At 62.4% G+C, this 13,930-nt stretch carries 18 protein-coding genes; 13 read left to right on the plus strand and 5 right to left on the minus strand.

Going from position 1 to position 13,930, the window contains the following annotated elements; all coding sequences use genetic code 11:
* Positions 1 to 78: 78 nt before the first annotated feature.
* From BC360_RS02895 to BC360_RS02910, 5 genes are read left to right on the plus strand one after another with little or no spacing between them, the layout of a single operon-like run.
* Entirely contained in the window at positions 79 to 561 is a 483-nt protein-coding gene (locus BC360_RS02895; protein WP_065786379.1) for a MarR family winged helix-turn-helix transcriptional regulator, read from the plus strand.
* A gap of 45 nt (positions 562 to 606) precedes the next feature.
* Positions 607 to 1,308 carry a response regulator gene (locus BC360_RS02900; RefSeq protein WP_065786378.1) on the plus strand — a complete coding sequence of 234 codons (702 nt, stop codon included), beginning with the start codon at positions 607 to 609 and terminating at the stop codon, positions 1,306 to 1,308.
* Between the two features lie 3 nt (positions 1,309 to 1,311).
* The gene (locus BC360_RS32075; RefSeq protein ID WP_161491354.1) at positions 1,312 to 1,461 is read left to right on the plus strand and encodes a hypothetical protein; all 150 of its coding nucleotides are present in this window, start codon (positions 1,312 to 1,314) and stop codon (positions 1,459 to 1,461) included.
* Complete coding sequence (locus BC360_RS02905; protein ID WP_065786377.1) at positions 1,448 to 2,830, plus strand: ATP-binding protein; 1,383 nt, start codon at positions 1,448 to 1,450, stop codon at positions 2,828 to 2,830. Before BC360_RS32075 ends, BC360_RS02905 begins: the two co-directional genes overlap by 14 nt.
* A gap of 43 nt (positions 2,831 to 2,873) precedes the next feature.
* The gene (locus tag BC360_RS02910; RefSeq protein ID WP_065794148.1) at positions 2,874 to 3,377 is read left to right on the plus strand and encodes a tetratricopeptide repeat protein; all 504 of its coding nucleotides are present in this window, start codon (positions 2,874 to 2,876) and stop codon (positions 3,375 to 3,377) included.
* A 56-nt stretch (positions 3,378 to 3,433) separates the two neighbouring features.
* On the opposite strand, the gene BC360_RS02915 is transcribed toward BC360_RS02910, so the two are convergent.
* From BC360_RS02915 to BC360_RS02935, 5 genes are all read right to left on the minus strand, one after another.
* Positions 3,434 to 3,997, minus strand: a complete 564-nt coding sequence (locus BC360_RS02915) for a dual specificity protein phosphatase family protein (RefSeq protein ID WP_065786375.1) — start codon at positions 3,995 to 3,997, stop codon at positions 3,434 to 3,436.
* A gap of 4 nt (positions 3,998 to 4,001) precedes the next feature.
* On the minus strand, positions 4,002 to 4,343 hold the full coding sequence (locus BC360_RS02920; protein WP_065786374.1) for a tRNA-binding protein: 342 nt from the start codon (positions 4,341 to 4,343) through the stop codon (positions 4,002 to 4,004).
* Between the two features lie 15 nt (positions 4,344 to 4,358).
* A complete protein-coding gene (gene proC, locus BC360_RS02925; protein ID WP_065794149.1) occupies positions 4,359 to 5,177 on the minus strand; it encodes a pyrroline-5-carboxylate reductase in 819 nt (272 codons plus the stop codon).
* 1 nt (position 5,178) lies between these two features.
* The gene (locus tag BC360_RS02930) at positions 5,179 to 5,679 is read right to left on the minus strand and encodes a YbjN domain-containing protein (protein WP_025427918.1); all 501 of its coding nucleotides are present in this window, start codon (positions 5,677 to 5,679) and stop codon (positions 5,179 to 5,181) included.
* A 447-nt stretch (positions 5,680 to 6,126) separates the two neighbouring features.
* Complete coding sequence (locus tag BC360_RS02935) at positions 6,127 to 6,387, minus strand: accessory factor UbiK family protein (RefSeq protein WP_065786372.1); 261 nt, start codon at positions 6,385 to 6,387, stop codon at positions 6,127 to 6,129.
* A 191-nt stretch (positions 6,388 to 6,578) separates the two neighbouring features.
* Between BC360_RS02935 and lgt the strand changes: the two genes are divergently transcribed.
* The 8 genes from lgt to BC360_RS02975 all read left to right on the plus strand — a co-directional run bounded on the left by lgt (position 6,579) and on the right by BC360_RS02975 (position 13,907).
* On the plus strand, positions 6,579 to 7,424 hold the full coding sequence (gene lgt / locus BC360_RS02940) for a prolipoprotein diacylglyceryl transferase (protein WP_065786371.1): 846 nt from the start codon (positions 6,579 to 6,581) through the stop codon (positions 7,422 to 7,424).
* A 12-nt stretch (positions 7,425 to 7,436) separates the two neighbouring features.
* Positions 7,437 to 8,540, plus strand: a complete 1,104-nt coding sequence (locus BC360_RS02945; protein ID WP_065794150.1) for a class I SAM-dependent methyltransferase — start codon at positions 7,437 to 7,439, stop codon at positions 8,538 to 8,540.
* Positions 8,541 to 8,794: 254 nt separating this feature from the next.
* Positions 8,795 to 9,589: a peptidoglycan editing factor PgeF gene (gene pgeF, locus BC360_RS02950; protein ID WP_065786369.1), complete on the plus strand. Its 795-nt coding sequence runs from the start codon at positions 8,795 to 8,797 to the stop codon at positions 9,587 to 9,589.
* 1 nt (position 9,590) lies between these two features.
* On the plus strand, positions 9,591 to 10,742 hold the full coding sequence (locus tag BC360_RS02955; RefSeq protein ID WP_065786368.1) for a M24 family metallopeptidase: 1,152 nt from the start codon (positions 9,591 to 9,593) through the stop codon (positions 10,740 to 10,742).
* An 89-nt stretch (positions 10,743 to 10,831) separates the two neighbouring features.
* Positions 10,832 to 11,644 (plus strand): hypothetical protein, encoded by an 813-nt coding sequence (locus BC360_RS02960; protein WP_065786367.1) that lies wholly within the window; start codon positions 10,832 to 10,834, stop codon positions 11,642 to 11,644.
* Positions 11,645 to 11,850: 206 nt separating this feature from the next.
* On the plus strand, positions 11,851 to 12,783 hold the full coding sequence (locus tag BC360_RS02965) for a ribose-phosphate pyrophosphokinase (RefSeq protein WP_065794151.1): 933 nt from the start codon (positions 11,851 to 11,853) through the stop codon (positions 12,781 to 12,783).
* A 513-nt stretch (positions 12,784 to 13,296) separates the two neighbouring features.
* Positions 13,297 to 13,536 carry a hypothetical protein gene (locus BC360_RS02970; protein ID WP_065794152.1) on the plus strand — a complete coding sequence of 80 codons (240 nt, stop codon included), beginning with the start codon at positions 13,297 to 13,299 and terminating at the stop codon, positions 13,534 to 13,536.
* Positions 13,537 to 13,553: 17 nt separating this feature from the next.
* Positions 13,554 to 13,907: a hypothetical protein gene (locus BC360_RS02975; protein WP_065786997.1), complete on the plus strand. Its 354-nt coding sequence runs from the start codon at positions 13,554 to 13,556 to the stop codon at positions 13,905 to 13,907.
* The last annotated feature ends 23 nt before the right edge of the window (positions 13,908 to 13,930 follow it).

Here is a 13,930-nt window from a genome sequence, read left to right on the forward strand (position 1 = left end):
GTAAAAATATGTCAATAAAGCTGACATATTTTTCCGATTGTTTCGTAAGTTGCAACTTGGCTGAAAGGAAATGACCGCGTGGCCGGCCAATCCAAAGAAGACAACCGATATGTGGCCGACACGGTCGCGCATGACGATGATACGATCGACTTCGAAATCATCGAGCTGCTTTTCTTCGCCTATCGCGACTTCACCTCCGATCCGGATGCGATCCTCGAAAAGAGCGGCTTCGGCCGCGCGCATCATCGCGTCGTGCATTTCGTCGACCGCGAGCCGGGCATGACCGTGGCAGACCTGCTCGACACGCTCAAGATCACCAAGCAGAGCCTTGCCCGCGTGCTCAAGCAACTGATCGATTCCGGTTATATCCGGCAAGTTACAGGGCCCGAGGACCGGCGCCAGCGCATGCTCTACACCACCGAGGAAGGTCAGGCGCTCGCACGCGCGCTTGCCGAGCCACAGTCCCGCCGCATAGCCGATGCATTGGCAAAGACGGGTCCCGGCGCACGCGACACCGTCAAGCGCTTCCTTGCCTGCATGAAGAACGGCGCCGGGGACTGAAATGTCGAAAGCCCGCGATCGGCGGGCGACGGGGGAAAGCTAGGCATGACAACAAAAGCGACAGTCTCCGACGATGCCGCCCATCTTCTGGTCGTCGACGACGACAGGCGCATCCGCGATCTGCTCAATCGCTATCTGGTCGAACAGGGTTTTCGCGTCACGACCGCCGCCGACGCCGATGAAGCGCGACGCAAGCTCGTCGGTCTCGATTTCGACCTCTTGATCGTCGATGTGATGATGCCCGGCGAAAGCGGCATTTCCCTGACGCAGAGCCTGCGCCAGATCAAGACAGTGCCGATCCTGATGCTGACGGCGCTGGCGGAATCGAATTCCCGCATCGAAGGCCTTGAAGCCGGCGCCGACGATTATCTCTCCAAGCCCTTCGAGCCACGCGAACTGGTGCTGCGCATCAGCAATATCCTGCGGCGCAACCAGCCCGCGCAGGCGCCCAAGGTTGACCAGGTGATCTTCGGTCCCTACACCTTCTCCGTGGTGCGCAAGGAGCTTCGCCGCGGCGCCGATCACATCCGCCTCACCGACCGTGAGCAGGAAATCATGACACTGTTCTCGCAACGCGCCGGCGAGACGATCCCCCGGCACGAACTGATCGGCGACGACGCCGAGGTCGGCGAGCGTACCATCGACGTCCAGATCAATCGCCTGAGGCGCAAGATCGAGGACGATCCTTCCAATCCCGTTTGGCTGCAGACGGTCCGCGGCATCGGCTACAGGCTGAGCGTGGACTAGAGCATGTCGCGCAAAAGTGCGCAGCGGTTTTGCGATAACGACATGCGCAGATACAAGAAATTAAAGCGCAAGGAGCGAATCGAAGAGATCGCGACGCGCTTCAGAGTGGCGATCCTTTCGATGAGCGCAGCGGAAACCGATGGCAAGCTTTGACAGCATCCGGCGCGAGGCGGCAAACGCGACCGACAACCCGTGGAAGCGCTTCACCCGCTGGCTGCGCCGGCGATTGCCGATGGGGCTTTATGCCCGCTCGCTGCTTATCGTCATCATCCCGATGGTGCTGCTGCAGTCGGTTGTCGCCTTCGTCTTCATGGAGCGACACTGGCAATTGGTGACGCAGCGCCTCTCGGCCGCCGTCACCGGCGACGTCGCTGCGATCGTCGATCTGATCGCCACCTTCCCCGCCGATCGCGATATCTCCGAAATCGTCCGCATCGCCCGCGACCAGCTCGATCTCAGCATCTCGGTCGAACCGGGCGGCGAACTGCCGCCGCCGCGGCCAAAGCCGTTCTTCGAAATCCTCGATCAGATTCTGAGCGAGGAGATTTCCAGTCAGATCCGCCGCCCCTTCTGGATCGACACGGTCGGCAATTCCAACCTTGTCGAAATCCGCATCAAGCTCGACGACGGCCGCATGCTCCGGGTCTATGCCCGACGCAACCAGGCCTACGCCTCCAACACGCATATCTTCATCGTCTGGATGGTCGGCACCTCGCTCGTGCTGCTGTCGATCGCCATCCTGTTCCTGCGCGGACAGATCCGGCCGATCCTGGCTTTGACCAAAGCGGCAGAGAGTTTCGGCAAAGGCCAGAAGATCGACGACTTCGCGCCGCGCGGCGCCGATGAAATTCGCCGCGCCGGCCTCGCCTTCATCCAGATGCGCGAGCGCATCGAGCGCCAGATCGAGCAGCGCACGGCCATGCTCACCGGCGTCAGCCACGACCTTCGAACCATCCTGACCCGCTTCAGGCTGCAACTGGCGCTGGCCGGCAACAACCCGGACCTCGAGAGCCTCAATCAGGATGTCGACGACATGCAGAACATGCTCGAAGGCTACCTCGCCTTCGCCCGTGGCGAGGCGGAGGAAGACGTCGGGCAATTGAAGCTCAGCGACCTGATGACGCGCCTTGCCGCCGAGGCCGAACTGCACGGCAAGACTCTGACCACCTCGATCGAGGGCGAGGATGAGGTCCGCGTCCGACCGAACGCCTTCACGCGCCTCGTCGCAAACCTCGCATCCAACGCCTACCGCTACGCCAACCGGGTCAACATCGACGCACGCCACAGCGCCAAATGGGTGACGATCACCGTCGACGACGACGGCCCCGGCATCCCGGAGCGCTCGCGCGAGGATGTGTTCAAGCCGTTCTTCCGCCTGGACGAGGCGCGCAACCTCGACAGTTCAGGAACCGGTCTCGGCCTGGCGATCGCCCGCGACATCGCCCGTAGCCACGGCGGCAACGTCACGCTCGGCGACAGCCCGCTTGGCGGTCTGCGGGCAACCGTGCGCGTGCCGGCGTGATCGTGGCAAGCCGGTCAATGCTGCAAATACGGAGGTGCCTGATATGTCCGACACGCTAGACTGGGACGATTGGGAACAGCGACTGGCTCTGCACTGGGCCGATTTCAGCCATATGGACGCGGGAGCGTTCGTCGAGCAACTGGAAGCGCTGGCGGCAGAGTTGCCGGACGGCGATCCGATCGGCCTTTTCGAACGGGCATCGGCTCAGGATTCCCTCGGCAATGAGGCAAACGCCGCACCCTTGTACCGTCAGGCGCTTGCCGGCGGCCTGTCCGGAACGCGCCGCCGCCGCGCCACCATCCAGCTTGCGAGTACGCTTCGTAATCTCGGGCAGATCGGCGAGAGCATTGCCTTGCTCGAGGCCGAGCGCACGATGCCATCAGACGAACTGGATGACGCGGTCGCCGCCTTTCTGGCGCTCTCGCTCGTCGATGCCGGAAGGGCACGGGAAGCGGCGGGCCTGGCGCTCGGCAGGCTGGCACGCCATCTGCCCCGCTACAACGGCTCGCTCAAGCGTTATGCCGACGCCCTGCTGCCCGATGCGTGAGCATACCGACACAGGTCGTTTCCCCGAAAGCGCTGCACACTTTCGGGGAACAGGCTTTAACGGGTGTAGATGGAAATCAGGCCGCGTCGCTCATTGAAGCGGTGCCAGGCATCGATGCGGCGCGGATGGCGGGCACGCATGGCGTCGAGCGGCGCCAGCAGCCGGCCTTCACGACCGAGCGACGCATCGAGGATCTCGATGATCCGGCGGTTCGGCCAGGGCTTTCTGGTGATCGTCAGCAGCGCCCGGAAAGCCTCGTCCTCGCGGCCGGCACCGAGCTGGTGGGCGATCAGCCCATAGGCAAAGGCGGTCGATCGGCTGACGCCGGCGTGGCAATGCACCAGAATGCGGCTCGACGTTTCCTCGGCGGCGGGACGCATCGCTTCGAACACATCAAGCACAAGGTCCGGGAAGTGTTGCGTCGCGACGGCGTTTTCCTGGTCGCGCATGCGCACGACGCGGTGGCTCGCATCGGCGATCACGGGCACGTCGGTATCGGGCAGTTCCGGGTCGAGCAGCGAGAGAACGTGGCTGGCACGCCAGTCGCGCGCCGCATCGGCCGCGCGCCAAAGGCAGGAAACCTTCACGCGCTCGGGTATCAGATCAACATGGATTGTCATCGGGTCACATCAGCTTCCGGCCGTTGGGGATCGGCTTGTCGATAGCGGCCAACACGATCGCGCCGGCCTCGTCTTCAAAGCCCAGCGTCAGAACTTCGGAACGGACCGGACCGATCTGGCGTGGCGGGAAATTGACCACGGCCATGATCTGCCGCCCGACGAGATCCTCAGGCTGGTAGTGAACCGTGACCTGCGCTGATGACTTTTTTATGCCGATCTCAGGGCCGAAATCGATCTTCAGCTTGTAGGCCGGTTTGCGTGCCTCGGGGAAAACCTCGGCTTCGATGATGGTACCGACACGAATATTGACGCGTTCGAAATCTGCGAAAGTAATCGTTTCCGACATGACAATGCTCTTGAATTAACCGGCCAGTTCCTCGGCGCGCTGGCGGGCAGCGGCGATGGCCTTGTCGAAAAGTGGCTGCATCCCGTCATCGGCCATCAGCACCGCGAGCGCGGCGGCGGTCGTGCCGCCCGGCGACGTTACGTTCTGGCGCAGCCGCGAAGCGTCGTCGGGGGACTGATGAAGGAGTTCACCAGCCCCCGCGACGGTTTCCCGCGCGAGCCGCATGGCGAGGTCCGCCTTGAGACCGGCCTTGCGCCCGGCCTCCGCCATGCACTCGACGAGGTAGAAGACATAGGCCGGACCGCTGCCGGAAACGGCGGTGACGGCATCGATATCGGCTTCGGTCTCGACCCATTCGACCGGGCCGCTGACCTTCAGAAGATCATGCACCTGGCCGCGCTGCGCGTCGCTGACGCGGGCATTGGCAAAGGCACCGGTGACACCGCGCCCGATCATCGCCGGCGTGTTGGGCATGGCGCGCACGGTGGCGGCAGCGCCCAGATGGCTTTCGATGAAGGCAAGCGTCTTGCCGGCGGCAACCGAAACGATGACCGTGCCCGGACCGACAAGCGTCTTCAGCGGCGGCAGCACCGCCTCCATCACCTGCGGCTTGACGGCAATGAAGACCACCGCAGCCTCAACACCGTCAGGAGCCGAAGTTGCGTGGCTGACGCCATTGTCGGCGATCAGCTTTGCCATGGTCGGCTGCGGACCGGGATCGATCACGAGAATATCGGCGCCCTTGACGCCGCTCTTCAGCCAGCCGCTGAGCATGGCGCCGCCCATGTTGCCGGCGCCGACAAGAACGATGGGACCGGAAGCGACGGCAGCCATATCAGGCCTCCCCGACCGTTTCGAACAGGACCGCGTCGACGGCGCGCTGCGCATCCATGCCCGACCAGACGACGAACTGGAACGCCTGGAAATAGGACTCGCAGGCGTCAAGCGCGCTCGAAAGCAGAACCTCGACCTGCTGGTTGGTGGGCTCGGCGCCGCCGGCGAGCAGCAGCGACTGGCGGAAGATCACCACCTCTTCCTGGCGCCAAAGATCGAAATGCCCCATGAGCACCTGACCGTTGATGTGCGACAGAAGACGGATGACTTCGTTGACGCGGCTATCGGGAACCTTGATGTCGAAGGCGCAGGCAAGATGCAGCGCCTCGAACTCTTCCATCCACGAGAAGGAAACGTGGTAGTCCGCCCACTTGCCTTCGACGGTCATGGCGATCTCGTCCTCGCCCGACCGTTCGAATGACCAGTCATTGGTGGCGGCCACAAACTCGATCATATCGACCGGATTGGACTGACGCTCGATTTCCATTTCCAAAAGGCTCATGCATCACCCTAGTAGGCGCGACACAGGCGCGCGTTATCACGTTCACAAGACGCAACTCTGCAAACCCGGCACTGAATAAGAACACACTATGATTGCTGAACTCACATCCATCCTGGCTGACTTACCCTGCCTGGAGCTTGCGTGGTCCGTTTCGAATCATCATTTAAAATCAGTGTATAATGGCGGAGTCAGGCTGCCAGCCCCCCGGCCGAAAAATAGCCGGGTACAACCGCCTCGGCGTTGCCATTTCCATTCAGCGCGGGTGGTTAAACGACTCTGGCATAAGGGTTTTTTGCCAGTGTCCACAGGTGGAAAACTTTTCAGGTTTTATTAACCACCATATGCGGCGTTTCACACCGCCAAGGAATAGCGACAGCAAAACGCCCGCAGAATCGATCCGCGGGCGAAGTAGAAACGTTGAAAAGCCGTTATTTGGCAGGAATCGCGTTACTTGCCGCTTTTGGCGAGGCGCGCTTCCAAAGCCTCGATGCGCGCCAGAAGCGCATCGTTTTCGTCGCGCGCCTTGATCGCCATTTCCCTCACGGCTTCGAACTCCTCGCGCTTGACGACATCAAGCGAATTCATCGCGCGCTCGGCCTGGGCGCGAAAGGCGGTCTCGACCTCGCGACGCACGCCCTGGGCCGCCCCTGCAGCATCGGTCATCAGCTTGGCAAAATCGTCCATGATGCGGTTGGCGCCTGTGCTCATCGTCCTGATCTCCATGTTCAGCCGCCGCTTCGCATTGCGATGCGGTCCTGGTTTTCAGGTAGGGTCAGGCGCGAACGGATGCAAGAAAAATCACCAAATTGTGGCCGGCCACCGGCGGCAAACGGCCTTGACCCCGCCGGATTCGATCGCCATGTTCCGGCAAAACAACCGGTCCGGAACGAGAAGACATTTTGGAAACCATTGCGACCCGCCTCGCCATTCTCCCCTTCCCTCAAATCGACCCCGTGATCTTCCAGATCGGTCCGCTTGCCGTCCATTGGTATGGCCTTGCCTATGTCGCCGGCATCCTCATTGGCTGGTACTACGCCCGTCGCCTCGTGCAGAATACGTCGCTCTGGCGCAACGGCGAGCCGGCCGCCACGCTGGCGCAGCTCGACGACTTCCTGCTCTGGGCAGCCGGCGGCATCGTGCTTGGCGGCCGCATCGGCTACATCCTCTTCTATGATCTCGGCTCCGTTCTCGAAAATCCGATCCGAGCGCTCGAAATCTGGAATGGCGGCATGTCGTTCCACGGCGGCTTCCTCGGCACGACGATCGCCATGATCATCTTTGCGCGCCGCAACGGCATCGCCATCTGGAGCATGTTCGACATCGTCGCAGCCGTAGTGCCGATCGGCCTGTTCTTCGGCCGCATCGCCAACTTCATCAATGGCGAACTCTGGGGCCGTCTGTCGTCCATGTCCTGGGCAATGGTGTTTCCGACCGGTGGCCCCTTTGCCCGCCACCCGAGCCAGCTCTACGAGGCAGCGCTCGAGGGCCTCGTGCTGCTTGCGGTCATCGCCTGGTTCATCTATCGCCGCCATGCGCTGAAATCGCCGGGCCTTGTCACCGGCATCTTCGTGCTCGGTTATGCCGCAAGCCGCATTTTCGTCGAATTCTTCCGCGAACCGGACGCGCAGATCGGCTATCTCGCCGGCGGTTGGCTGACGATGGGCATGCTGCTTTCGCTGCCGATGGCGCTTGCCGGCATCTGGGCCATCGCCCGGGCACGCCGGGCCGCCGTCGCCGCCGCATAACTGGACGGACGCATGACGACACCACTCGCGGACAAGATAAAGACGCTGATCAGAACCAACGGACCGATCAGCGTCACCGACTATTTCTCGCTCTGCCTCGCGGATCCGGAATACGGATACTACCGCGTCCGCGAACCCTTCGGCAAAGCGGGCGACTTCACCACGGCCCCGGAAATCAGCCAGCTTTTCGGCGAGATGATCGGCATCTTCCTCGTTCATGCCTGGCAGCAGCATGGCACGCCGAAGCAGACCATGATCGTCGAGATCGGTCCCGGCCGCGGTACGATGATGTCGGACGTCCTGCGGGTCGTCAGGCGCCTTTCCCCCGAACTTTATGCCGCCGCCAGCGTCCATCTCGTCGAAACGAGCGAGCGCCTGCGCAAGGTGCAGGCGGAAACGCTGGTTGCGCATGGCGAGAAGGTGGAATGGCACACCAGTTTCGAAACGCTGCCGGAAGGCTTCCTGCTCCTGGCGGCCAACGAGCTTTTCGATGCCATCCCGATCCGCCAGTTCGTCCGAACGCCGCAAGGGTTTCGCGAACGCATGGTCGGGCTTAACGCTGACGACGAGCTGACATTTGCCGCGGGGGTCGCCGGCATCGACCCGACGCTGCTGCCGACGCCTGCACAGGCGGTTCCCGAAGGCACGATCTTCGAGATCGCCCCTGCCCGCGACGCCGTCATGGCCGCCCTTTGCGAACGGTTGAAGATCGGAGGCGGCACCGCGGTCATCATCGACTATGGGCACCTGGCGACCAATTACGGCGATACGCTGCAGGCATTGCTCGGCCATCATTACGACCCGCCGCTTGCCAATCCCGGCCGCGCCGACCTGACCAGCCATGTCGACTTCGAGCAGCTCGCACGACGCGCAAAGAGCGATGGCCTGCAGATCAACGGGCTTGCCCACCAGGGCGACTTCCTGATCGGCCTTGGCCTTCTCGAACGCGCCGCAGCACTGGGCCGCGAGAAGGATGCAGCGACCCAGGAAGGCATCCGCGAGGATGTCGACAGGCTTGCCGGATCCGGCGAAGGCAAGATGGGCGAACTCTTCAAGGTGCTCGCCGTCAGCAGCCCGCCGATCGCGCTTCCGCCGTTCCGCAAACCGAAGGCATAATTGCTTCGACGGTAACGTCCCCAGGGTGAAAATCATGCGAGTGATTGAGGGTGCTGCAGCGCCCTTTGAACGTTGCCTTTGGTACCTCGCGCCATCGCTCGAGAGCCACCGCCGGACGGCCCCCTGTCGCTCGGCAATTGACAGCCCCGCCGTCGCGGGTCAACATCGCGCTGGCAAATCAGCCGCCAGCCACCGGGCCGCACGTGCCCCCAACCTCATTGAAACTCACGTCAAAGCAAAGGGCGAAAACACCGATGCAGCACGATGCCGCGCTTTCCCCCGTGCAAAGCTCGCTCTTCAGCGACAAGGCCGGTCCGGCGATTGCACATGGTTATTTCACCCGCCAGGGCGGCGTTTCCGAAGGCATCTATCGCGGGTTGAATGTCGGCCTTGGCTCGAACGACGACAAGCACCGGGTCGGCGAGAACCGCGCCCGTGTCAGCCGGTGGTTCGGTGCCGACCCGGAGCAGCTTGCCACCGTCCACCAGGTCCATTCTCCCGATGCGGTCGTCGTCGACGGCAGCTATGATGGCAACCGGCCAGATGCCGACGCGCTGGTGACGGCGACGCCGGGCATCGTGCTCGGCGTGCTTTCGGCCGATTGCGGGCCGATCCTGTTTGCCGACGCGGATGCCGGTGTCATCGGCGCTGCCCATGCCGGCTGGAAGGGCGCGCTTGGCGGCGTGCTCGAAAGCACCATCGAGGCCATGCTGACGCTCGGCGCCAGTCGCGAGCGCATCGTTGCCTGCCTCGGCCCGTCGATCAGCCGGCGCAATTACGAAGTCGGCGCCGAGTTCGTCGACCGGTTCCTCGCAACCGACGACAGCTATGCGCAATTCTTCGACCCATCCGAACGCGACGGGCATGCCATGTTCGACCTGCCGGGCCTGACCATCGCGCGCCTCACCGCAGCCGGCATCACTGCCGAGAACCTCGACATCTGCACCTATGCCGACGAGGACCGCTTCTTTTCCTACCGCCGCACCACGCATCGGCAGGAAGCGGACTACGGCCGGCAGATATCCGCAATTTGCATACGGGAGACCTGACATGGCGCTGCAATTTGCCCAGGAGGAATATGCCGCCCGCCTTGAGCGGCTGACCGCGAAGATGCGCGAAGACAAGCTCGACGCGGTTCTGCTGTTTGCGCAGGAAAGCATGTACTGGCTGACGGGCTACGACACCTTCGGCTACTGCTTCTTCCAGACGCTGGTGGTCAAAAAGGACGGCTCAATGGTGCTGCTCACGCGCTCGGCCGACCTGCGCCAGGCCCGTCACACCTCCAACATCGAGCGCATCGAGATCTGGGTCGACCGCGTCAACGCCGACCCGACGATGGATCTGAAGAACCTCTTGAGCGAAATGGACCTGCTCGGCAACCGCATCGGCGTCGAATACGACACCCATGGCATGACCGGCCGCACAGCGCGGCTCGTCGACCACCAGCTTTCGACCTTCGGCGAGCTTGTCGATGCCTCGCTGCTCGTCAGCCGCCTGCGCCTGATCAAGAGCCCGGCGGAAATCGCCCATGTGGAAAGGGCCGCGAGCCTTGCCGACGACGCGCTCGACGCAGCACTTCCGCTGATCGGCCCCGGCGCAAACGAAGCCGATATCCTTGCCGCGATGCAGGGCGCGATCCTAGCCGGCGGCGGCGACTACCCCGCCAACGAGTTCATCATCGGCTCCGGCGCCGACGCGCTGCTCTGCCGTTACAAGGCCGGCCGTCGGCTGCTCGACAGCCAGGATCAGCTGACGCTCGAATGGGCAGGCGTCAGCGCCCATTATCACGCCGCCATGATGCGCACCGTCGTTGTCGGCGAACCGACCAACCGCCACCGCGAGCTTTACAGCGCCTGCCGCGAGACCATCCAGGCGATCGAGATGGTGCTGCGCCCGGGCAACACCTTCGGCACCGTCTTCGACATGCATGCCAAGATCATGGACGAACGCGGCCTTGCCCGGCATCGGCTGAACGCCTGCGGCTATTCGCTCGGCGCACGCTTCTCGCCCTCCTGGATGGAGCACCAGATGTTCCACGCCGGCAACCCGCAGGAGATCGAGCCGGACATGTCGCTGTTCGTGCACATGATCATCATGGATTCCGACAGCGGCACCGCGATGACGCTCGGCCAGACCTACATCACAACCACCGATACGCCGCGTGCTCTATCCCGTTATGGGCTGGACTTCATTTCTGCTTAGGGAAATCCGCCTACACTCATGCGCAAATGGCAGACAACAGGAGCTGACTTCACAGAACTGCCGCGAAAGAGAGACGGACGGTTTGAACGATGCGAAAGCTTATCACGCCCATTGCAAGCCTTGGTCTTGTTGCCGCGCTGGCAGGTTGCAACAGCACGGACGCGCTGATACCGCAGGTCGACGTCGGCGGCGGAACGTTCCGCTCGCCACCGGTGACGCAATCGGATCTGGAGTCGATGTCGACGCAGACGGCCGTCGTTCCGGTGCAAAGCTCGCCGGTGCAACGGACCCAGGCCTTCGCCTCCCAGCCGGCCCCAGTCAGCATGCCGACGCAATATGCGACCGGCGACAGCACCTACACCGACCCCGCCGGCTCGCTTGAGGCGCAGGCAAGCCGGCTCGCTTCCGGTGCCGAACCGGTGCAAAACACCATAACGCTTGCCGAACCGGCGCCCGTTGAAACGTCTGAGGCGGCTACAGAAGCGGTTGAGGAGCAGCCGGCCGTCGCCTCCGTTCCTTCCGCAAGCACGGCAACAAGCGGGACGATCCGCTTCCTGCCGATCATCGGTGCGCCAGTGGCCGCCGTCGCACCGCTTTCCAAACAGCTCGGCGCCGAGGCGCGCAGCCATGGCCTGACGATCAAGGGTTCGGCCGATGCCAGCAGCGAGCACATCCTCAAGGGCTACTTCTCGGCATTGAAGGACAACGGCAAGACCACGATCGTCTATGTCTGGGATGTACTCGACGGCAGCGGCAACCGACTGCACCGCATCCAGGGGCAGGACTCGGTTGCTGCAGTCGGCGCCGATCTCTGGGAGGGCGTTCCGGCCGAAACCATGCAGGCAATCGCCACCAAAACCATCAGTTCCTACCTCGAATGGCGGCAATCCAGGCCCGGTTGATGCAAAGTTTTTAGGATAATGCGCTTCGCGGCGCAGCATTCCCCTTGCATTCAAGTTCAGTGTCGCTAAAAAGCGGCCGATCAGCTCTGAACGGCGGCCATCCGCAAAGAATGTCCGCGATTGGAATGGCTCTCGGAATCTGCGCGGAAAATGCCGCTCCCGGATGAACCCGGACGGTAGCCGCGCCAGCTCAAGGCGGTCCGTCAATGAAGGTTTTCGCAGGCAATTCGAACCGGCTGCTGGCCGAAGCGATCTGCAACTATCTCAACCTGCCTCTTGGAAAAGCGACCGTAAAGCGGTTTGCCGACCAGGAGATTTTCGTCGAGATCGGCGAAAACGTGCGCGGCGAGGATGTCTTCATCATCCAGTCGACCTCGTTCCCCACCAACGATCACCTGATGGAACTGCTCATCATGATCGATGCGGTGCGCCGCTCCTCGGCCCGCCGCATCACCGCGGTGCTGCCCTATTTCGGCTATGCCCGCCAGGACCGTAAAGCCGGTCCGCGCACGCCAATCTCGGCCAAGCTCGTCGCCAACCTGATCACCGAGGCCGGCGCCGACCGCGTGCTGACCCTCGATCTTCACGCCGGCCAGATCCAGGGCTTCTTCGACATCCCGACCGACAACCTCTATGCGATCCCGATCCTCGCCCGCGACGTGAAGGAAAACTACGACCTGAAGAACGTCATGGTCGTATCGCCCGACGTCGGCGGCGTGGTGCGCGCCCGGGCTCTGGCCAAGCGCCTCGACTGTCTGCTTGCGATCGTCGACAAGCGCCGCGACCGCCCGGGTGAATCCGAAGTGATGAACGTCATCGGTGACGTGAAGGGCAAGGACTGCCTGCTGATCGACGATATCGTCGATTCCGGCGGCACGCTCTGCAACGCCGCCGAAGCGCTTTTGAAGAACGGCGCGACCAGCGTCACCGCCTACATCACCCACGGCGTGCTTTCCGGCGGCGCGGTTGCCCGCGTCACCTCGTCGATGCTGAAGGAGCTGGTGATCACCGACTCGATCCAGCCGACGACGGCGGTCCAGTCCGCGCACAACATCCGCGTCATCACCACGGCAACCCTGCTCGGCGAAGCGATCAACCGGACCAGCCAGGAAGAATCGGTTTCGAGCCTCTTCGACTGAGATAGGCTCGGCCGCCCACAAAAGTACCCGTCTTCGTCAGGCGGGATTTGGCGTCCATTTTACGTCGTCCCTGAAGAGCGCGTTGCGTTCAAGCAGCCTTATGCAACGCGCTTCAACTGCTCGATTTCACGCATGTCGTCGTCGCAAAACGGCTGCGCACTTTTGTGCGACATGTCTTCCGGCACAATTTCATCGTTAAATCGGAATCGATTTAACGATGAAATTGTGCAACAAATCAAAGTGCTACAGTGATCTTTGCGCGCCTGGTTAGACGGCGCGGCGCTTTATTGCCCACCCCAAGAGTTGTCATCTTCCATCCGCGGGGGTAACATTTGCCCGCTGCAGCTGGCGTCTTCCTCTGCAGACTGCATTGTTCATCGATAAGGTACTTCTCGAACAGAAGACCTTTTGACACTTCGAAGCACATCTTCGGAACGTTACTTCCATGCAGTGCCACTTAGGTGGCGGCTCCACGATCTATCCTGATCACGCACGGATAATTTGGAGGAAAAGATGAATAACCGTACGCTAATCCTCATTTTTGTAGGCGGCCTCGCCTTGTCTGGCTGCCAATCTGCTACGAGTTCCGGGACGAGCACCGGCGATTTCGGCTGCCTTGCCGGAACCGTCAGCGGCGCAATCCTTGGCGGGTTCGCCGGCTCGGCCATCGGCGCAGGCAGCGGTCAGCTCTGGGCTGTCGGCGGCGGCGCCACGCTTGGCGGTGCGGCAGGTAGTGCCTTGACTTGCCGCTGATTGCGAAAGGCTACGAAATGCGAAAAGTGGCTCTGGTTGTGGCATCCGTGCTTTGCCAGCTCGCTCCGGTCGCCGCACAGGATAAGCCTGCGGCGATGTATCAGGGGCAAATGGATCGGCTCGACCGCGACGGAGACGGCGCGATCAGCCGGTCCGAATATCAGGCATTCATGACAACGGCTTTCGCAAATCTGGACAAGAACAAGGACGGCACTCTGAGCTCCGACGAGGTAGCGCCTGTCCTGAACGCGCAACAGTTTGCCGCCATCAACGTGAACCGCGACAGCAAGATCACCCAGAGCGAGTTCCTGAACAGTGTGATGGCCGATTTCAAGGCCGCCGACCGCGGCGGCGACGGTAGTCTGCAGTAGAACACGCGCGGATCGGACGAAAA

The organism is Ensifer sp. LC163 (assembly GCF_001695855.1).
GTDB lineage: Bacteria > Pseudomonadota > Alphaproteobacteria > Rhizobiales > Rhizobiaceae > Ensifer.